At 34.9% G+C, this 19,204-nt stretch carries 18 protein-coding genes; 6 read left to right on the top strand and 12 right to left on the bottom strand.

The genetic code is table 11. The features are described from left to right. Positions 1 to 142: 142 nt before the first annotated feature. Positions 143 to 1,303, bottom strand: a complete 1,161-nt coding sequence (locus CLV73_RS09840) for an efflux RND transporter periplasmic adaptor subunit (RefSeq protein ID WP_100376648.1) — start codon at positions 1,301 to 1,303, stop codon at positions 143 to 145. Between the two features lie 421 nt (positions 1,304 to 1,724). After that, positions 1,725 to 2,321 carry a TetR/AcrR family transcriptional regulator gene (locus CLV73_RS09835; RefSeq protein WP_100376647.1) on the bottom strand — a complete coding sequence of 199 codons (597 nt, stop codon included), beginning with the start codon at positions 2,319 to 2,321 and terminating at the stop codon, positions 1,725 to 1,727. 266 nt (positions 2,322 to 2,587) lie between these two features. Between CLV73_RS09835 and CLV73_RS09830 the strand changes: the two genes are divergently transcribed. Beyond that, the gene (locus CLV73_RS09830) at positions 2,588 to 3,142 is read left to right on the top strand and encodes a thioredoxin family protein (RefSeq protein WP_100376646.1); all 555 of its coding nucleotides are present in this window, start codon (positions 2,588 to 2,590) and stop codon (positions 3,140 to 3,142) included. Between the two features lie 86 nt (positions 3,143 to 3,228). Here CLV73_RS09830 and CLV73_RS09825 read toward each other — a convergent pair whose 3' ends face one another. After that, on the bottom strand, positions 3,229 to 3,867 hold the full coding sequence (locus CLV73_RS09825) for an MBL fold metallo-hydrolase (RefSeq protein ID WP_100377036.1): 639 nt from the start codon (positions 3,865 to 3,867) through the stop codon (positions 3,229 to 3,231). Between the two features lie 67 nt (positions 3,868 to 3,934). Between CLV73_RS09825 and CLV73_RS09820 the strand changes: the two genes are divergently transcribed. Further along, positions 3,935 to 5,143 (top strand): type IX secretion system plug protein, encoded by a 1,209-nt coding sequence (locus CLV73_RS09820; protein ID WP_185116766.1) that lies wholly within the window; start codon positions 3,935 to 3,937, stop codon positions 5,141 to 5,143. An 87-nt stretch (positions 5,144 to 5,230) separates the two neighbouring features. Here the strand turns inward: CLV73_RS09820 and CLV73_RS09815 are convergent, their stop codons facing one another. The 4 genes from CLV73_RS09815 to CLV73_RS09800 form a co-directional block, all read right to left on the bottom strand. After that, positions 5,231 to 5,491, bottom strand: coding sequence for a hypothetical protein (locus tag CLV73_RS09815; protein ID WP_100376644.1), 261 nt, complete (start codon positions 5,489 to 5,491; stop codon positions 5,231 to 5,233). A gap of 1 nt (position 5,492) precedes the next feature. After that, positions 5,493 to 5,723 carry a hypothetical protein gene (locus tag CLV73_RS09810; protein ID WP_157798777.1) on the bottom strand — a complete coding sequence of 77 codons (231 nt, stop codon included), beginning with the start codon at positions 5,721 to 5,723 and terminating at the stop codon, positions 5,493 to 5,495. 197 nt (positions 5,724 to 5,920) lie between these two features. Then, a complete protein-coding gene (gene hemH, locus CLV73_RS09805; RefSeq protein WP_100376642.1) occupies positions 5,921 to 6,943 on the bottom strand; it encodes a ferrochelatase in 1,023 nt (340 codons plus the stop codon). A gap of 71 nt (positions 6,944 to 7,014) precedes the next feature. Next, positions 7,015 to 7,893 (bottom strand): NifU family protein, encoded by an 879-nt coding sequence (locus CLV73_RS09800; RefSeq protein WP_100376641.1) that lies wholly within the window; start codon positions 7,891 to 7,893, stop codon positions 7,015 to 7,017. Between the two features lie 151 nt (positions 7,894 to 8,044). Here CLV73_RS09800 and CLV73_RS09795 point away from each other — a divergent pair, with 151 nt between their 5' ends. Continuing rightward, positions 8,045 to 8,581: a gamma carbonic anhydrase family protein gene (locus tag CLV73_RS09795; protein WP_100376640.1), complete on the top strand. Its 537-nt coding sequence runs from the start codon at positions 8,045 to 8,047 to the stop codon at positions 8,579 to 8,581. Between the two features lie 71 nt (positions 8,582 to 8,652). Here the strand turns inward: CLV73_RS09795 and CLV73_RS09790 are convergent, their stop codons facing one another. Continuing rightward, positions 8,653 to 9,093, bottom strand: coding sequence for a hypothetical protein (locus CLV73_RS09790; RefSeq protein ID WP_100376639.1), 441 nt, complete (start codon positions 9,091 to 9,093; stop codon positions 8,653 to 8,655). 64 nt (positions 9,094 to 9,157) lie between these two features. Between CLV73_RS09790 and CLV73_RS09785 the strand changes: the two genes are divergently transcribed. Further along, positions 9,158 to 11,287: a helix-turn-helix domain-containing protein gene (locus tag CLV73_RS09785; RefSeq protein ID WP_100377035.1), complete on the top strand. Its 2,130-nt coding sequence runs from the start codon at positions 9,158 to 9,160 to the stop codon at positions 11,285 to 11,287. Between the two features lie 134 nt (positions 11,288 to 11,421). On the opposite strand, the gene CLV73_RS09780 is transcribed toward CLV73_RS09785, so the two are convergent. Then, a complete protein-coding gene (locus tag CLV73_RS09780; RefSeq protein ID WP_100376638.1) occupies positions 11,422 to 12,402 on the bottom strand; it encodes a terpene synthase family protein in 981 nt (326 codons plus the stop codon). A gap of 96 nt (positions 12,403 to 12,498) precedes the next feature. Beyond that, on the bottom strand, positions 12,499 to 13,257 hold the full coding sequence (locus CLV73_RS09775; protein WP_157798776.1) for a terpene synthase family protein: 759 nt from the start codon (positions 13,255 to 13,257) through the stop codon (positions 12,499 to 12,501). A 622-nt stretch (positions 13,258 to 13,879) separates the two neighbouring features. Between CLV73_RS09775 and CLV73_RS09770 the strand changes: the two genes are divergently transcribed. Together CLV73_RS09770 and ribB are read left to right on the top strand one after the other, a co-directional pair. Then, positions 13,880 to 14,884, top strand: a complete 1,005-nt coding sequence (locus CLV73_RS09770) for an LLM class flavin-dependent oxidoreductase (protein WP_100377034.1) — start codon at positions 13,880 to 13,882, stop codon at positions 14,882 to 14,884. Between the two features lie 58 nt (positions 14,885 to 14,942). Further along, the gene (gene ribB, locus CLV73_RS09765; RefSeq protein ID WP_100376636.1) at positions 14,943 to 16,064 is read left to right on the top strand and encodes a 3,4-dihydroxy-2-butanone-4-phosphate synthase; all 1,122 of its coding nucleotides are present in this window, start codon (positions 14,943 to 14,945) and stop codon (positions 16,062 to 16,064) included. Positions 16,065 to 16,180: 116 nt separating this feature from the next. On the opposite strand, the gene fmt is transcribed toward ribB, so the two are convergent. Next, on the bottom strand, positions 16,181 to 17,128 hold the full coding sequence (gene fmt, locus CLV73_RS09760; RefSeq protein ID WP_100376635.1) for a methionyl-tRNA formyltransferase: 948 nt from the start codon (positions 17,126 to 17,128) through the stop codon (positions 16,181 to 16,183). A 170-nt stretch (positions 17,129 to 17,298) separates the two neighbouring features. After that, positions 17,299 to 19,200, bottom strand: coding sequence for a RecQ family ATP-dependent DNA helicase (locus CLV73_RS09755; protein WP_100376634.1), 1,902 nt, complete (start codon positions 19,198 to 19,200; stop codon positions 17,299 to 17,301). Positions 19,201 to 19,204 lie beyond the last annotated feature (4 nt).

Below are 19,204 nucleotides of genomic sequence, written 5' to 3'. Positions count from 1 at the left end.
AAGATCATTAAAAGTTCACAAAAATGAAAATCAAAGATTTTCTGAGACTTATGTGTTCTTATTATAGCCAATGATGTAAACTTCATGTGACTAATGTGTTTAAAAACTTTTGTGACTTTTGTGGTTTAAAAAGTTTAAACTGTTACAATGGTTTTGCTTTCAACAAACTGTCAGAAGAAATAGCTTTAGGCTTGATAGAAACACCATCTTTTAACATTCCGATTCCCGTGAATACGATTTTCTCACCAGGCTTTATTCCTTCAGAAATGAAGTAATAGTTTTCGGTTTTTCCAGAGATTGTTACAGGTTTGCTGGTCACTTTCTGGTCTTTTCCAACTACGTAAACGTACGTTTTATCCTGAATTTCAAAAGTAGATTCCTGTGGAATGACTACTGCGTTGGACATTAATTGCGGCATACGAACACGTCCTGTGTTTCCTGTTCTCAATGTTCCGTTGGCATTTGGGAAAACGGCACGAACACTGATTGCTCCGGTTGTTTTGTCAAACTGCCCGTCAACAATGCTCATTTTTCCTTTTTGCGGATAAATGGTGTTGTCTGCAATCACCAAATCTATCATCGGCATATTTTTCAGCTTTTGCTCTAAAGTTGCTCCTTCATATTTATTTTGGAAAGCGATGAAGTCTAATTCACTTAAAGAGAAATAGGCATAAATTTCGCTGATGTCTGACAATAAAGTCAATGGATTCGGGTCTGTTCTCGAAATAAGACTTCCTTTTTTGTAAGGAATTCTTCCGATGTATCCGCTTACCGGCGCTGTGATCGTTGTAAATCCAACATTGATTTTAGCGCTTCCAACTGATGCTCTTGCTTGGGAAGCGACGGCTACAGCGGCTGCGTAATTGGCTTTTGCAGTTCTCAATTGTACATCAGAAACTACTTTTGCAGCTACAAGAGGTTCCAGTCTGTCAACTTCCACTTTTGCTTTCTGGATGTTGGCATTGGCAACCTGAAGATTGGCAGAAGCCATATTCATTTGCTCTCCGTAAGCTCTTGAATCTATTTTAAATAAAGGCTGTCCGGCTCTTACATAAGCGCCTTCTTCCACATAAATTTTATCTAAATAACCGTCCACCTGCGATCTGATTTCCACATTGTTTTTCCCTTCCAGAGCGGTAGGAAATTCTTGATAGGTAGTAGCAGGAGAGGTAATGACTGTATAAACAGGCAGTTCAGGAGCGGGAGGAGCGGCATTTGATCCTTCAGCAGCCTTTGTGCAGTTTTGTAAAAGGATAATACTTGATATAAGTACGATGAACCTTATTTTTCCAGGTATTTTCATTTTGAGTTTAAGTTTTTAATGAAGTGTTAGATTAAATAATAAATGTTTTTAGTTGAATTCTGTTATTTTTACTAACGGTGTTAATTTTAAGTTCAAAAAAAATTACAGAATTCTTAATACTCGATGGTTAAATCGTTGTTTCCATAATTGAAAAATGGTTTTTAATGTTGTTTAAGTATAATTAAAGATGAGGTGTCAAATGGATGTTATTTTGCTTTAATTAAAAAAGTGAAGTTAAGCTTACTAAAATCACCTGTTAAATTACCTAACAGTGTTAATGGTAAGGAAAAAAAATTGCCATAAGCATGGTTATAAAATCGTATTTCATTTTAAAAAATTTTTAAGTTATATAAATGAGTGAAAAAAAAAAATATTGTATGTTACTTTTCCTAACGGTGTTAATTTTTAATTCAAAAAAAATTTACAAAGACTTAATGAAAGCAGCAACTGTTTCATCTAAAGTCGTTTTGTTCATCGTAGAAGGAATATCATCATTTCTCATCATCATAATGGAAATCAATCCATGCACCGCTGAAAACAAAGCATGTGATGAGTGACAGGCATTTTCCGGATTTGATCCTTTTTTCTTAATGATTTCATACGTGCAATCGTAAAGCATATCCTGAAATGAAGAAAATTCTTCTTTCATCATTCCTTTTCCGCTACATTGCATTCCCAATCCAAACATCAATTGATAGTATTCTTTATTTCTGAATGCAAATTTCCAATAGGCATCCACAATAGCTTTCAACTGATCTTCCGGAGTGTTGTGTTCTCTCTGAGCCTTCAACAATTCGATGTGTAAACAATGGAAACCATTTAATGAGATCTCGTATAAAATAGCTTCTTTGTTTTCAAAATAATCATAAACTACCGGTGCACTGTATTCAATGGCATCGGCAATTTTTCTCATGGAAAGTGAAGCCCAACCTTCGGTTTTAGCCAAAGAGAAAGCCGCGTCCAAAATACTGGTGCGTATGTTTTCTTTTTCTCTTTGTCGACGTTCATGTAGACCCATGATTTTTTATTACTAACAGTGTTAGCAAAACTACAAACTTTTGAGTATATCTTCCAAACAATTTTTGGCATTTAACTTCTTTGAAAACTTTTAAGGAGATTTTGAAAACTGATAAAATACTGTTTTTATGGGAACTGGAATATATTTCTATACTGCTAATTTGAAATTATTATTAAAATTAATGAATTTAATAGCCTTATTCAATTATCTATGTTTTAGCCGTATACTAAAAGAAATTTTTATCTTTGTGGTCAAATAAAAAAGTTATGAATACGCCTTCAAATATGATCGCTTTGGGTACAAAAGCACCTTTTTTTGAGCTTCCGAACCCTTCAAAAAGTAACGAAATCCAATCACTGGATGATCTGAAAGGAGAAAAAGGTACGTTGGTGATCTTTATGTGCAACCATTGTCCGTTTGTTCTTCATGTAATTGATAAATTGAATGAATTATATGAAGACTATAATGAAAGAGGGATTGAGTTTATTGCGATTAACTCTAATGATGTAGAAAAATATCCAGCAGATTCTCCGGAAAAAATGATTGAATTCCAGATTGAAAGAAAATTCGATTTTCCTTATTTATATGATGAAAGCCAGGCTATTGCTAAAGCTTACGACGCAGCTTGTACACCTGATTTCTTTTTCTTTGATGAAAAATTAGACCTTATTTACAGAGGACAAATGGACGATTCAAGACCTGGAAACAATAAGGATGTAACAGGTGAAGATTTAATCATTGCTTTTGAAAACCTTTTATTGGGTGAGCCACAGGAAGAAATTCAGAGACCAAGTATGGGATGTAATATTAAATGGAAATAGTTCTTAATGAATTTTTGAAAATATAAAGCCGTCTTAGAGGACGGCTTTTTTTCTTATAGATACTTACTTTCCCAAATCATCAACGCTTATTTTAAGAAAGGATTGTGTTGTTTTTCAAATCCTATTGTTGTAGCATTTCCATGACCGGAAAAAACCTGGGTTTCATCATCAAGAATGAAAAGCTTTGTTTTGATGCCATTAATTAGTTGCTCATAATTTCCTTTGTATAAATCTGTTCTTCCAATGCTTCCTTCAAAAAGAACATCTCCGGAAATCATGAATTTTCTTGCCTCGTTATGGTAAACCAAGCTTCCCGGAGAATGTCCCGGAACATGATAAATTTTGAATTTTTCCCCATCCAGATCAAGTTCATCTCCTTCATTAATATAAGTAGTTTCAACTTTAACGGGAGAGACCTGAAATCCGAATCTTGCCCCGCTTGATGAAAGCATATCCAATACTTCCTGATCTTCTGTATGTAAAATAACAGGAACTTTATAGGTGTCAAAAGCCCATTGCAATCCTAAAACATGATCGATGTGAGCATGTGTTAAAAGGATCTTCTGGATATTTAACTTGTTTTTAGTGATAAAATTCCTGATAGCATAAGTTTCCTGCTCATTCATGTTTCCCGGATCAATAATCCATGCATTTTTATGATCGTTATAAAGGATATACGTGTTTTCGCTTGCAAAATTGAATACGAATCTCTGAATGTGAAGCATAATTGAATTTTTTTTCAAAAATACGATATTATGTAGAAAATGGGTATTTTTCGTTATCTTCGTCATAATGAAAACTTTGCAATTACTTTTATTTTCTTTGAGCGGACTGATGTTTGGACAAAATATCCAGAGTATTCAGCTTTTTAATCCTCAAACCAACGATGAGACACCGGTAATCAAAATGAATGAGACGCTGGTTTTAAGTTTTGATGATCTTGCCAATACTAATCAGATTTACAGGTACACCATTAAGCATTATGACAGAAACTGGGAAGATGACAATCTTTTCTTTACTGAATTTGCGAATGGAAGCCTAAATGGACTTTTGGATAACTTCCAGTATTCATTTAATACATTACAGGCTTATACCCACTATAAACTGATATTTCCCAACGATAAAATACAGCCAAAAATTTCTGGTAATTTTGAATTGATCGTTTATAAAGATTCTGCTGAGAAGCCTCTTTTTAAAAGAAGATTCTATGTGGTGGAAGATAATGCCAATGTGGCACTTGATGTTTCAAGATTTGTAGATAAAAATCCGAATCTCAACCAAAGGGTAGAAGTACAGGTAATTTCAAAAGGAGGGGATATTACTTCCAACGTCAACTCTGTGAGCATGAATGTAATGCAGAATAATAATCCTGATATGGTTATTAAAAATTTAAAACCGAGTACTACTTTAGGAAATAAACTGCTTTTTCAACAATTAAATATTGCCTTTCCTGGAAATAATGAGTTTTATTATTTTGATAATAAGAACATGAATATGGCTGCAGATATGGTTCGTGCAACCGAAGTGAAAGACGGAGTGAACAATACTTATCTTCACCCGGTTTGGGCTTATCCTCTGAATTACCAGTATCAGCCAGATGTAAACGGAGCTTGGTATTACAGAAGGAGTGATTTAGGAATTGAAAGAAACGCGGAGAGAGAAGCAGATTATTCGTGGGTGTATTTTTCAATAGATTCGGATCCTATGGATAAGGAACTTTATGTTTTAGGCGGTTTCAACGGTTTTAAACCTTCTAAAGAATATCAGATGCAATATGATGAGGCTACTAAAAAATATGTAGCAAAAATATATCTGAAGCAGGGTTTCTATAATTATATCCTGGCAACGAAAGATGCTAACGGAGTTTTAAATTTGGGAGAAATTAACGGGAATTTCTGGCAGACGGAGAACCTTTACCAGGGCTTTTTATATTATGCTCCTTTTGGCAGAAATTATGACGGTTTGATGGGGTATGGAGAATTTAGAACACCTGTACGATAAAATAATAAAACAGATTAGAATATAAATAAAAACCCTTATAGATGTTTCTGTAAGGGTTCACATATAATAATAGTTTAGGAATTCTTTTTATATTTTAAAAATAGCAGTTACCAGTAGATTTTCATGATCTTCAAATATATAATGAATATTCACAGGGAAATTCTGCATGGTATTAACGGTGATTTCGTTATGTCTTGTTTCATGGTTTTTTTTGTTTTGTAGGATCTCACCGATAGTTACTTTCAAATCTTCAAGAAAGTCCATTCCCATATTTTCTTTTTCCGCATTGAATACCCGCATAAGAAGTCTTATATCGTTTTTGGCAATAGAAGAGAGGAGGACGTTCATTTTATGCACAATTCTTTTTCAATTCAGATATATTTTTGTAAAAATCAAGTTTTGTAGCCGGGTTTTCGTTATGAAACTGAATTCTGTACAGCACTTCGTCCAATTGAAATTGAGGAATTGCAGGTCTGTTGTTGATTTCAAAACTCTCTACCATTTTAGCAAATGCTTCCAGAGTTTCGGGGCTGAAGCTTTCGATCTTTGTTTTTAAAATTTCGGCAGTTGCATTCATCATTTTTAATTTTTAGGGTTAATGATGTTCTTTTGATGGGGTAAAGGTAAGAAAAATAATTAAATTTTGTATTTTTATTTTAAAATAATAGGGGTATTTTGAAATAAAATATAATTTATTGGAATTTTTTTAAAAAAAATAAGGGGGTGTTTAAAAAATATATTAAAAAAATAACCTCCGCAAATGGAGGTTACTATTTTTTAAACCAGATAAAATTCATTGAGTTTCTCTTCGCAAAGTGTTTTTACCACTTCAATCCATCGGTCTTCGTCATTCAGGCATGGGATGTAATGGAAATTTTCCCCTCCTCCGTGTAAAAACTGTTCTTTCCCTTCTACAGAAATTTCTTCTAAAGTTTCCAGGCAGTCAGAAACGAAAGCCGGACAAACAATGGCCAGATTTTTTACTCCTTTTTTCGGAATAGTTTCCAGGGTTTCATCCGTATAAGGCTCGATCCATTTATCTTTTCCTAATCTGGACTGGAAAGAGACAATTGTTTTTTCTTTAGGCAAATTGAGTTTTTCAATCACCAGATTGGTTGTTGTAAAACATTGGTGACGGTAGCAGAATTTATGACTCGGATTACTCTCTCTCGAACAGCAATCGTTTAAATTGCACGTTTTGGTAGGATCGGTTTTATAAATATGCCTTTCCGGAACTCCGTGATAAGAGAATTGAAGAGCATCGAAGTTTTCAGGAAGTTTTTCCTTGATGCTTTCCGCCAGACAATTGATATAGATGTCTCTATCATAAAAAGGCTGAATATAATTGATCTTTACGTTCGGAAACTTGGCTTTTCTTACTTCCTCAGCTTTTTCAATTACTGTTTCCGTTGTACTCATCGCATATTGCGGATACAGTGGGAAAAGTACAATTTCGGAAACGCCTTTCTCGGTTAATTTTCTGATTCCTGTTTCAATACTTGGTTCGGCATATCGCATTCCGATTTCTACCGGAACATCCACAAGTTTCTGAAGTTTTTTCTGAATTTTTTCTGTAATGACAATCAGTGGAGATCCTTCATCCGTCCAAACGGTTTTGTAAGCTTCTGCAGAATTTGCAGGTCTTGTCTTTAGAATAATTCCACGAACCAAAAGTGCACGGAAAATCCAACGATAGTCTATCACTCTTTCATCCATCAGGAATTCATCAAGATATTCCTTTACATCATTTACGGCCGTAGATTTTGGTGATCCCAGATTGACTAATAAAATTCCTTTCATAAAATATAAATAATGAGTAACTGGTAATGAGTAATTTTTATTGCTTATTATTTTTACTGATTACTTATGTTTTATCCGTTTACAGCTTCTACTTTTTCTACTAAATCGGGTACAAATTGCTTTAGAATATTTTCGATTCCGTTTTTCAGAGTAGCTGTGGAACTTGGACATCCTGAACAGGCTCCCTGAAGAAGCATCTTTGCAGTTTTATGTTCCTGATCGTATTCCATCAAAGAGATTTTTCCGCCGTCATTTTCTACTGCAGGTGCAACATATTCGTTCAGGATATCGGAAATTTTTTGTTCATCGTCTGTATATTCTCTGTTGATGATTTTCTCAACAGGGTTTTCGTGCTTCTGAGCTTCAATACTGGAAATTTCACCTCCGTTTTGAAGATATTCGGCAATGAAACCGCGAACAGCCATCATTACCTGATGCCATTCAACAGAATTATCTCTCGTTACTGCTACGAAATTATCAGAAATAAAAACTTCCGTAGCAAAATCGAATTCTTTAAAAATTCCCTGAGCCAAAGGAACTCCTTCAGCCTCATCTCTTGATTTTACTTCAACAAAACCATCCAGTAATAATTTGCTGGAAACGAACTTCATCACATTCGGGTTTGGGGTCATTTCAGCATAGATCTGATACATTTCTTTTTTCTTCTGAAGATAAATTCTCGGGTTGGCCAGCAACTCATCTTCTACTACATTTTTCAGGCTTTCAGCTACATGTTCCCATTCTACGGTATCTTGTTTTGCAACCGCTACAAAATTCGCCGTAATGAAAATTCTTTCTACAAACGGATAGTTGAAAAGTTCCTGTGCTAAAGGAATTTCTGAAATATCTGAATCTCTGTCCAACTCTAAAGATCCCGGAATCAGGTTGTAGTCTGCTACAAATTTCATCACTTTCGGGTTTTCGGTTGGTTCTATAAGGATAGTATGCATTTTTTCGTTAAATTTGAGATACAAAAATACGGAATTAGAAATTAGAAGTCAGAAGCTGGAGTTAGATTTTCGCTATCGGTATCATTTTAAATTATGAGAGATAAAATTTAATTTCAAATCAGCTCATTATCAAATTTTCAAATTAAAAAATATGGCACTTATAAAAGAACTTTTAGGTAAAGCACCACAAATAGGCGAAAATACTTTTTTGGCTGAAACAGCGACCATTATTGGTAATGTTACGATGGGGAAAGACTGCAGTATCTGGTATAATGCGGTGATTCGAGGAGATGTTCACTATATCAAAATGGGTGATAAAGTGAATGTTCAGGATAATGCAATGTTACATTGTACTTATCAGAAGCATCCTTTAAATATAGGAAACAATGTGTCCATTGGTCATAATGCGATTGTTCACGGATGTACTATTCATGACAATGTTTTAATCGGAATGGGGGCTATCGTGATGGATGATTGCCTGGTTGAAGAAAATTCTATTGTGGGTGCAGGTTCTGTAGTAACGCAGGGAACGCATATTAAATCAGGAGAAGTTTGGGGAGGTGTTCCTGCAAGAAAAATTAAGGATATTAATGCACAGTTATTAGAGGGGGAAGTCAACAGGATTGCGGATAATTATGTGAAATATTCTTCCTGGTATAAAGAAAATGTAAAGCACGTTGAAGGATAAGAATGAACTTCAAAAGTAATAAAAAGCTCTCTTGGTATAAATCAGGAGAGCTTTTTTTAAGCGTTACTTTATTAATATACTAAAACCGCTTTTCCGTTTTCACATTTCACTCCGGTAGGCTCTGCAGGCATCATACAGTCTGAAGTAATGTTGTATTTTTTATTATATTCAGACATAATACTGGTGTAGCTTTTAATTTTAGGGAGAATTTCGTTTTCCATTTTTTTAGGATAAGCGATGTAAGAAACGGGTCCGCCACAGGCTTTTGATCCGATGGGTGAAAATGCCCAGTCTGCAGCATTGGTGCATTCTTCTTTTGCGATTTCCTCTTCAATAGTTGATTTTATTTTATCTAATCTGGCCTGATCATATTTTTGGCTGTTTTCATCGGCAGGTCTTTCAGAGATGTCTTTAGGTAAGGTAGAATCATCATTAACAACCGTTTTGCATGATACTGCAAAAAGAGACAGGCAAAATAAAACGGAAGATATTTTTAACAGTTTATTTTTCATAAAATTTTTTTTAACTAGAATCAAAGTTTATGCCTTAACGACATTTTCCGTAATTTTGACAACGATGAACAATCATTTTTTTGACTTAATAGAGCATACCAACCGAAGCGTATTTTTAACAGGGAAAGCGGGAACGGGAAAGACAACTTTCCTCAATGATTTCGTAAAGCGGACACGCAAGAAACATATTGTAATTGCACCTACAGGAATTGCAGCAATCAATGCGGGAGGCGTTACTATCCATTCGATGTTTGGGTTGCCGTTGAGGACCTTTTTACCAACTACGGAAAGAATTGATACGAGTTTGGCAAATAATATTGCCGATCTGATGCCTCATTTTAAATACCGCAAGGATAAACTTAAGCTCTTAAGAGAAGTTGAAGTCATCATTATTGATGAGGTTTCGATGCTTCGTGCTGATGTGTTGGATATGATGGATTTTTCATTGAGATTTATCCGAAGAAATAATCAGCGTTTTGGTGGAGTGCAAATGTTGTTCATTGGTGATCTATATCAGCTTCCGCCGGTAGTGAGGGATGAGCATATTTTGAAAATGTGTTATAATTCTCCTTTCTTTTTTGACAGCTTAGCGATTAAGGAAATCCCATTAATTACGATTGAGTTGACGAAAGTATACCGTCAGTCTGATGAAGAGTTTCTGAAAATTTTAAATGCAATCCGCGATGGTGATGTTGCCAATATTGATTTTGATCATTTGAATGAAAGATATGATCCCGATTTTGATATGGGAAAAGAATCTTACGTTTACTTATGTTCGCACAACAAAATGGCGGATGAAATTAATCAGGAAAAATTAGCGGAGATAAAAGTTGACACCAGAACCTATGAAGCCAAACTTTTTGGAGAATTCAAAGAAAACCAGTTTCCCAACGAACAGTTTTTAGAGCTTAAAATCGGAGCTCAGATTATGTTTATCCGTAATGATATTTCGGGAGAAAAGAAATATTTCAATGGGAAATTGGGTGAGATTTCCGGACTGGATGAAAACGAAATTAAAGTTGTTTTAGAAGGGAGCGAAAGAGAAATTACCGTAAAAAGAGAAGTCTGGGAACAGAAAAAATATTTCCTGGATACGGATAAGAATATTAAGGAAGAGGTCCTGGGAAGTTTCGAACAGTTTCCGATAAAGCTGGCTTGGGCAGTTACGATACATAAAAGCCAGGGATTAACTTTTGATAAAGTCATTATTGATGCTGGGAAAAGTTTTACAGCAGGACAGGTGTATGTAGCATTATCGCGTTGCCGAACACTGGAAGGAATTGTTTTAAAATCGAAAATTACGCCTGAAGTTATTTTTAAAGACAACCGAATCCTGAAATTCCAGGGTGAAACTTATGCGAATGATAATGTAGAAGCAATTCTAAATCAGGAAAAATACGATTACAGCATCAGGAAAGTTCTTCGTGCTGTAGATTCTCAATGGTTGCTGAATGAAGTGGAGGAGTGGAATAAATTATCAATTTCTACCAAAAGTATTGATAAGGTAAAGACCAATCAATTATACCTTCAGCTAAAACACGAAATTGTTAACCTTGGAAAAATCTTCGAAAAATTAGAAAGAGTTATTTCTCAGAAGGTCAATAATTTTATTGAACAGAAGGAAGAGTGGTCGGAGATTGAAAGTAAAACCAAAGGTGCGGTTAATTTCTTCTTTACCGAGATCAGAGATAAAGTTTTTAATCCGTTGAAAGAATTTTATGCTGAAATAAAAGGCGTAAAAGGACTAAAACAATATAATGAAGAATTTAAAAACTGGCTGGAAGATGTAGAAGAATATCTGAACAGTTTAAAAGAAATTCATTTACTGGATACTAAACTTCTTGATGAGAAAAATGATAAGGAAGTCAGCATGAAAATTGCAAAAGTTCCGTCCCAGGTTCTTACTTTTCAGTTGTTTGAGCAAGGGAAAACTATTTCAGAAATTGCTTTGGAAAGAGGATTGGTAAAAGAGACGGTGATCGGTCATTTAGCAAAATTTGCCGAGCAAGGATTGCTAGATATTTCAAGAGTCATTACTTCCGATAAAATCAAAGCCTTTGAAGATGTTTTCTATAAAGATCCAAAAGAAACTTTGACAGAATGGAAAAACGCCTTGCCGAGTAATTTTGAATTTAACGAAATCAGGATTTTAATTAATCATTTTACTTATTTGAAAGAAAAAGCGAAGCAATAAACAATAGATATATTTGACATTAATTATTTCATAATTTAGGTAATAATCAAATACTGGAATGTATAAAATAAACACGGATTCGGTTTTAATTGAATCCGTGTTTTTTATATACGTACTTTATTGGTAATCATTTACTACAAAGACAATCCATATTCAGGCTTTGGAAATTCCCCCGGTGTTTTGTATCGGGTAGAGCTTCCTTTGTGATACCATGCTCCTAATCCGGAGATCATTAAAGCCATATTATGAACAAAACGCTGTATGTTTTTCTGCTCTGGCCCAAAATCAGGTAGATTATTCTCTAGTTCCACAAATTCTTTTATATAATTATCATGAATACGCATTGCTTCTGAGACAGCCTCTTCCAACGAAACCTTGTATTGGTTTTTAATCACTAAAATAATATTTAAAGTTTCGGTTTCTACTGCTAATTCTTTTTCAATCGAAGCAAAATCATTTTGGATAGCCATAGCACGGCACATCAACATTTTTAATCGTTTGATCACTGGATGTTCTGATATTGTATTCGGAACAATATAATTGATGGCTGGCTCCACCGGATCTCCATACGGATACATAGAAATTGAATATTCACGGATAAGCAAAAGATTTTGTAAAGTAGGAAATTCTTTTTTTAGCTTATACGGTGTTTCTTCCATAATTCCGTAAGTGGTGTAATCATAAAAATTTTTTGTCCAACGTTCAAACCAATTATCATTGGCATAAGGAAGAAATTCTTGTCTGCTTAAAGCTACCTGTCTCATCAGTCCAATATCATCAGGTTTAGGTTGAGCGCCCATCATAATGTCCATAATATGGTCACGGATATCAGCAAGTTTATTAACCGGACAAACCTCATAATAATCATCATATAAAGTAAGCCATACCATAAATCTTGCTATGGGTCTTAGTTGTTCTTTTGTGGAAGCTGCCGGAAACATGTAAGAGGCTGCTTCTACCAGACCGTGTTTTTTGTATTTTGTTCTTGTGGCTTCAGACATGAATTGGTAATCATCATCGATCCATTTATTTTGCTCTTCATAAAAGGATTGAGAAAAAGGGCCAATTTCATAAGGCCAAGGGTATTGTAAAACAGGAACGTCTTGTTGTTTCATTTTTTTAGTTTTTAATAATAATCAGATAGATTAATACATAAAGATAAACAGGGATTGGGTTTTCATTGAATCCCCATTTCTATAAATACGCTATTATTACATTTGTTTTAGTTTGTCTTTCAGTTCATTAGCTTCCGGGAAATCTGCAGCTGTGTAGCGGGCTAATTTTGTAGATATACTTTTCCAGCCACTTAGCACCATACTCATATAATGTACCCAGTTGACAACCGCTTCATGCCAAATTCCAAAATCAGGAAGAGATGCTTGTAATTCGACAAATTCTTTCAAATCCTGATTATGCAAACGCAGGTTTTCCATACAGGCCTCTTCCAAAGTTATTTTATGCTCATTCTGGATTACCTTTACAATATTGTAGTAAACACTGTCTGTTGCTTCATCTTTTGCGACCGACTGAACTTCATTAAAAAAAGTTACCAAGTGGCAAGCCAATGCCTGCAAACGACGGATGACAGGGTGGTCATGAATTTCTTGTGGTAAAATGATCCCGGTTTCTACCTCTACAAGTTGTAAGAAAGGATAAAGGCAGATAGAGTCTTCACGTAAAGCAATACATTCCGTTACCGATGGATAAATTTTGTCTCTTTTCAATTTCAGCTCTCTTTCCAAGCCGTTGAAATATTTTTCAATCATTTCGGTAAAACGGGAAAGAGATACTTCTGGAATGAACAGCAGTAATTCTTGTCTTAAAGAAGCCAGCATTTTGCCAAGCGGTATTCCGGAATCTTCAGCGGTAATTTCTCCGTGCAGAATTGCAAGAGATTGGTCGCGGATGTATTGAATGTTTTCCGGTTCACTCTCTTCATAAAGATCATCATTGTATAGAGTCCATAACATCAATCGGCAAATAGGCCTGAACCTTTCAACGGATGCTGTGGGAAACCACTGCGCTGCGATATGTGCTGTTTTTGTTTTTTTGTACTTTTTCCGTAGGTCAGGATTGTTTTCGAAGAGCCACAAATATTCTCCATCAATCCATTGGGTTTCTGTGATCTCCTGTAGTTGATCAGCATGAGGATTCTTTAGGGTAGGGAACGGATATCTGAACTTCGTTTGAAGAAGCTCAAGCGTGTTAAATTTTTCATTATTCATGATTCTAGTTTTGGGTTTGTTTTATTTTTTATTATTTCATTCGCATACGGGTTTTTAATGATTTTGTTTAACGGTTAGTCGGTTTTATCATAATTTTTACATTATGAATATGACATTAAAATTACAAATTATTCCACATAGAGTGAATATTGTTTATGAATTTTTAATAAATTATTTTTAAACTATAAGATAATATCATCATAACAATAAACTCTTCCAATAGTTTTTTCCTGAACTAGTCGATCAATCCTATCAATTACAAAAAGTAACTAATGCAATTTATTAGTTTTAAATTTGCTTGATTTTTTTAATAAATTATGAAATGGACGAAGGAGATTCCACATCTCTTTTAAATAAATACCTCGATATGAAAAATTTTGAAATGTCGGTTCTTGATCTTGCTCCTGTAAAGCAGGAAAAAAGTATTCATGATACTTTTCAGGACAGTTTGTCTTTAGCCAAGTATACTGAGAATTTAGATTATAAAAGATTCTGGCTTGCAGAACATCATAATATGGAAAGTATTGCGAGTTCTGCAACTTCCGTTCTCATTGGTTTTATTGCGAACGGAACTAAAAAAATAAGAGTAGGATCTGGTGGAATTATGCTTCCGAATCACAGCTCATTGGTGATTGCAGAACAATTCGGTACATTGGAATCACTTTTCCCCGGAAGAATCGATCTTGGACTGGGAAGAGCTCCCGGAACAGACGGATTGACTGCTCAGGCGTTGGGAAGAAATCCTGCAATTATTAATCAGCAGTTTCCAAGACAGATTCTGGAACTGCAAAAATATTTTTCTAAGGAAAATCGGGATGCCTTAGTTCGTGCAATTCCGGGAGAAGGATTGGATATTCCGTTATATATTTTAGGCTCAAGCACAGACAGCGCATTTTTAGCAGCAGAATTAGGGCTTCCGTATGCTTTTGCCGGACATTTTGCCCCTGAGCAAATGGAAATGGCTTTCAATATCTACAGACAGAATTTTGAACCTTCAAAATATTTAGATCAACCTTATATTATTGCCTGTGTTAATGGGATTGCAGCTGAAACTTCCGAGGAAGCTCATAAAATATCAACAACTTTGTTCCAAGCTTTCATTAATATTGTAAGAAACGACAGAAAACCTTTTGCTCCGCCTGTTGACGATATGGATGAAATCTGGTCTGCTATGGAAAAATCAATGGTTTTACAGAAATTAAAATATACCTTGATTGGGGATCAAAAAGAAATTGAAGAAAAGCTTATAAGCTTCCAGGAAAAATTCAATGTGGATGAATTAATGATCAATTCCCATATCTACAACCATCAGAAAAGACTGGAGTCTTATCATATTTTCAGAAATGCTAAAAACACGATATTCAAAGCTTAAGATTAATTGGAAGATGCCTTTTTTTATGAGTATCTTTGCATAAATTTAAAAAGTAAAAATGTCTGATATTAAATTAAATACTATTCCAGAGGCTATTGAAGACCTTAAAAATGGTAAAATAATCATAGTAGTAGATGATGAAGACAGAGAAAATGAAGGTGATTTTCTTTGTGCTGCTGAATTAACAACACCGGAAATCATAAATTTCATGGCTCTTCACGGAAGAGGACTGATCTGTATGCCGCTTCCTGAAAAGAGATGTGATGAACTTGGATTGGAAGTGATGGTAAGCAGAAGCAGCGATCCGAAAGAAACTGCCTTTACCGTATCGGTTGACCTTCTTGGAAACGGAACTTCTACGGGAATTTCTGCAGGTGACAGAGCGAAAACCATTTTAGCTTTGATGGATGAAAAGTCCAAGCCTACAGATTTCATGAGACCCGGACACATTTTCCCGCTCCGTGCAAGAAAAGGAGGTGTTCTGAAAAGAGCAGGACATACTGAAGCGGCAATTGATCTTACTCATTTGGCTGGATTGAAGGAAGGTGGTGTAATCTGTGAGATCATGAATGAAGACGGCTCAATGGCGCGTCTACCGGATTTACACATTTTTGCTCAAAAGCATGACATGAAAATCGTTTCTATTGAAGATCTGATTCATTATCAGCTTAAAAAAGGAAATCTGATCGAAAGATTGGAGGAAAGAAAAGTGAAAACCGCTTATGGAGATTTTGATTTCTTTGCTTTCAGGGAAACTTCAAATGATCAGATCCATTTTGCTTTAACAAAAGGCTCCTGGACTGTTGATGAACCTGTTCTGGTAAGAGTTCAGTCTTCTGATTCTTATTTTGATGTCTTGACAAGACTAAATAACGGTGAAAAACCTCTATTGCAGAAAGTAACCAATATGGTGAATGAAGCTGGAAAAGGAGCAATTATTTTCATCAATAACGTTTCGAATTCTGAAAATACATTGAGAAAATTACAACAGTTCTTAAATTATCAGGACGGTCAGGAACAGCATCCTACATTGGCCTATAATTACAGAGATTACGGAATCGGGACCCAAATATTAAAGAATCTTGGAATTAATAAGTTTAAAGTAATCACTCAAAATCCTAATATCAAACCTCAGGTTGGAGGATATGATGTTGAGGTGACGGAGATGGTTCAGCTTTAATGGTCAAAAGTCAATTGTGAATTAACTTCGTTGTCAATTTATTGATTCGATTTTAAAATTCACTCGCGAAGCAAATTGACTTATTGACATTTCACAAAAAAAATGGCTTGATAAAATCAAGCCATTTTTATTTCGTCGAAATTTCTGAAACCATTCAGAAAATCTTTTACATTCATTCTTTTTTTTCCTTCCAACTGTAATTCTAAAGGAAAATAAATCCCGTCTTTTGTATAAATCTTAAAATCATTTTTGGAAATAGCTAAGCTTGCTGCAGGCTGATTGTGACTGGAAAGTTCAAATTTACCACCGAATATTTTTAATCCCTTTTCCTCTTCTCCGATTTTTAATATTGTAAAAGCGGCAGGATAAGGAGACATTCCTAAAATAAACTGATGAACTTCTTTTGACGTTTTACTCCAGTCGATTTTGGTGTCTTCTTTAAAGATTTTATAAGCATTTTTCGGATGCTCTACATTAGGTTGAGGTTTTTCAATAATGGAGTTTTCTGCTAATCCGTCCAATGTTTTCACGACTAGTTTTGAACCCATTTCCATCAATCTGTCATGAAGGCTTCCTGCATTTTCATCAGGTAAAATAGCTAGTTCTTCCTGTAATAAAATATTTCCTTCGTCAATTTTTTCATTGATAAAAAATGTGGTTGCTCCGGTTTTTTCTTCACCGTTAATAACCGCGTAATTAATGGGAGCAGCGCCCCTATAATCGGGAAGTAAGGAAGCATGTAAATTAAAGGTGCCTATTTTAGGCATTTCAAAAAGAACTTTTGGCATCATCCTGAAAGCTACTACTACAAAAACATCAGCATCAAGCTTTCTTAATTCTTCTAAAAACTCAGGATTTCTCAATTTTTCAGGCTGAAAAACGGGAAGGTTATTTTCTACGGCAAAAACTTTTACCGGAGACTGGCTGATTTTCTGTCCGCGCCCGCTCGCTTTATCAGCAACGGTTACAACACCAACAACTTCATGATGTGATTGATGAATGGCCTCCAATGAAGTCTTCGCAAACTCAGGAGTGCCTAAAAAAACTACTTTCAATGATTTCATAGTGCAAAGATAAACTTTGTTTATCTATGATAAAGACTGTTGAATTAAAATCAAAACTAAATATCATTCTCAACGAAACATGGTGAGGATTTACTTTAACAGCAATAGACTTCTCCCTTATCGAAATGACAGATAAACTTTGTTAATTTATATTACTCATTACTTCTTACTTATGCCAAAGCATACGTTCTGAAATTCAACATTTTTACTTTTCCGGAATCTAAAAGATAAATAAGGTTTTCCAGAATATTATCTTTCGGATGATAAGTAAGCTGTATTGAGAGCTCTTCTATCGTTGCCGGTTTTTTAGCTAAAATATTAATAATTTCCAGAGAAATATTCTGTCCGAAAACAGACCGTTTCTTTTTTTCACAGACAGAACAGTTACCGCAGTTTTTAGTGTCCTTTTCTCCAAAATAAGAAAGAATAAGCTTCATTTTGCAGTATTGGTTATCCTCAAGATAAAATTTCATTTCCTCCCACTTCTGGATCTTGTTTTTCTGAATATGTTCAAACAGTTTCCAGTAGGAACTGTTAATAAGTCTTTCGTCTCGTGGTTTTAAAAACTTAATGCTTGCTAGAACTCCGTCAACATATTCTATATAGTTTTTTTGCTGTAATTCTTTTAATCTTTCTTTGATTAGTGGTACACTTACGTCGATTTTATTGCTGACCTGCTGTTCGCTGAACATTACTTTGTGAGTGGTAATTCCGGATACTGTTCTCAATAAAAGTTCAATAAAATAAGCGTCTTTTTGAGGGAGCTGATCAATTTCATCTGCTTTCATCAATAACTGCAAAGATGAAAGGCTTTTATTGTTATTATAATAAATTATTTCCTGGTTATGCAGAAAGCCCAGTACATTATTGATTTTTGCTTTCGACAATTTTGTGAAATTCTGAATTCCGGCTGTATTCAGCTGAAAGACTTTTTCGGGAAGCTCGTATTCTGCCACCTGAAAAACAGAATAAAGGTAAGTGATGATTTTTAAGAACTCTGCCTTATTTGGGATCTGGTTTTTTAAGATCTGATCAAAATTTGAAAGTTCCTGCTTATCCCAAAGCAAGAATGCAAAGCTTTTTTTACCATCTCTTCCGGTTCTTCCTATTTCCTGATAATAATTTTCAATAGAAGGGGAAGGAGAGAAGTGAATGACGAAACGCACATTATCTTTGTCGATTCCCATTCCGAAGGCGTTGGTGGATATTAGAACATGCTGGTCGCTGTTATTCCAAATGTTTTGTCTGGTGTTTTTTTCTTTTGTTGTAAGCCCTGCATGAAAAAAATCAACATTTTTCAATTGGTTTTTATGAAGGAATTCAGTCAGCTGTTCCGCATCTTTCCTTGTTCTTACATACACAATACCAGATTTTGTGGCATACTTTAGAATATCAAAAACCCTTTGGTATTTATCTGAAACTTCTTCTGAAAAGATCTTGATATTCTCTCTCTTAAAACTTTTTTGAAATACAGCAGGATTCTTTAATTCCAACTTAGATTTGATTTCATCCAGCACTTTTGGAGTTGCTGTTGCCGTTAAAGCTAAGCAGGCAATTTCAGGATTGTTTTTTCTAAATTCTTTAATATTCTGATAGCTGGGTCTGAAATCCTGCCCCCATTCGGAAATACAGTGTGCTTCATCAACTGCGATGAACGACAGTTGTATTTCTTCGATATTCTGTAAAAACTGAGTATTTGTTAATCTTTCGGGTGAGACATATAATAATTTTGTGAGACCGTCTTTACATCTGTTATAAATAACTTCCGCATCAAATTCATCCAGTTCGGAAGATAGGTATTCTGCTTCAATCTGGCGGCTTTTCAATTGATTGACCTGATCCTTCATGAGCGCGAGTAACGGTGAAATAACCAGACATACACCTTCACGAAGAAGTGCAGGTAACTGATAACACAGTGATTTTCCGGCTCCTGTAGGTAGCAAGGCCAATGTATCTTTTGAATGAAGTATGGAGTCTATAATTTCTTCCTGAGAATCCCTGAAAGTGTCATAGCTCCAAAAATATTTCAGAGTATCAAATTTTAATTTTTGTAGGTCTTGTGGAGAAATCATAAGG

The organism is Chryseobacterium geocarposphaerae (genome assembly GCF_002797535.1).
GTDB classification, from domain to species: domain Bacteria; phylum Bacteroidota; class Bacteroidia; order Flavobacteriales; family Weeksellaceae; genus Chryseobacterium; species Chryseobacterium geocarposphaerae.
The sequence above is the reverse complement of the archived record's forward strand: the minus strand, read 5'-3'. Positions and strand labels throughout refer to the sequence as shown.

Coding starts and splice junctions, on each gene's coding strand:
- CLV73_RS09840 (WP_100376648.1), bottom strand. CDS start 1,303: ATGAAAATACCTGGAAAAATAAGGTTCATCGTACTTATATCAAGTATT.
- CLV73_RS09835 (WP_100376647.1), bottom strand. CDS start 2,321: ATGGGTCTACATGAACGTCGACAAAGAGAAAAAGAAAACATACGCACC.
- CLV73_RS09830 (WP_100376646.1), top strand. CDS start 2,588: ATGAATACGCCTTCAAATATGATCGCTTTGGGTACAAAAGCACCTTTT.
- CLV73_RS09825 (WP_100377036.1), bottom strand. CDS start 3,867: ATGCTTCACATTCAGAGATTCGTATTCAATTTTGCAAGCGAAAACACG.
- CLV73_RS09820 (WP_185116766.1), top strand. CDS start 3,935: ATGAAAACTTTGCAATTACTTTTATTTTCTTTGAGCGGACTGATGTTT.
- CLV73_RS09815 (WP_100376644.1), bottom strand. CDS start 5,491: ATGAACGTCCTCCTCTCTTCTATTGCCAAAAACGATATAAGACTTCTT.
- CLV73_RS09810 (WP_157798777.1), bottom strand. CDS start 5,723: ATGATGAATGCAACTGCCGAAATTTTAAAAACAAAGATCGAAAGCTTC.
- hemH (WP_100376642.1), bottom strand. CDS start 6,943: ATGAAAGGAATTTTATTAGTCAATCTGGGATCACCAAAATCTACGGCC.
- CLV73_RS09800 (WP_100376641.1), bottom strand. CDS start 7,893: ATGCATACTATCCTTATAGAACCAACCGAAAACCCGAAAGTGATGAAA.
- CLV73_RS09795 (WP_100376640.1), top strand. CDS start 8,045: ATGGCACTTATAAAAGAACTTTTAGGTAAAGCACCACAAATAGGCGAA.
- CLV73_RS09790 (WP_100376639.1), bottom strand. CDS start 9,093: ATGAAAAATAAACTGTTAAAAATATCTTCCGTTTTATTTTGCCTGTCT.
- CLV73_RS09785 (WP_100377035.1), top strand. CDS start 9,158: ATGAACAATCATTTTTTTGACTTAATAGAGCATACCAACCGAAGCGTA.
- CLV73_RS09780 (WP_100376638.1), bottom strand. CDS start 12,402: ATGAAACAACAAGACGTTCCTGTTTTACAATACCCTTGGCCTTATGAA.
- CLV73_RS09775 (WP_157798776.1), bottom strand. CDS start 13,257: ATGTTATGGACTCTATACAATGATGATCTTTATGAAGAGAGTGAACCG.
- CLV73_RS09770 (WP_100377034.1), top strand. CDS start 13,880: ATGAAAAATTTTGAAATGTCGGTTCTTGATCTTGCTCCTGTAAAGCAG.
- ribB (WP_100376636.1), top strand. CDS start 14,943: ATGTCTGATATTAAATTAAATACTATTCCAGAGGCTATTGAAGACCTT.
- fmt (WP_100376635.1), bottom strand. CDS start 17,128: ATGAAATCATTGAAAGTAGTTTTTTTAGGCACTCCTGAGTTTGCGAAG.
- CLV73_RS09755 (WP_100376634.1), bottom strand. CDS start 19,200: ATGATTTCTCCACAAGACCTACAAAAATTAAAATTTGATACTCTGAAA.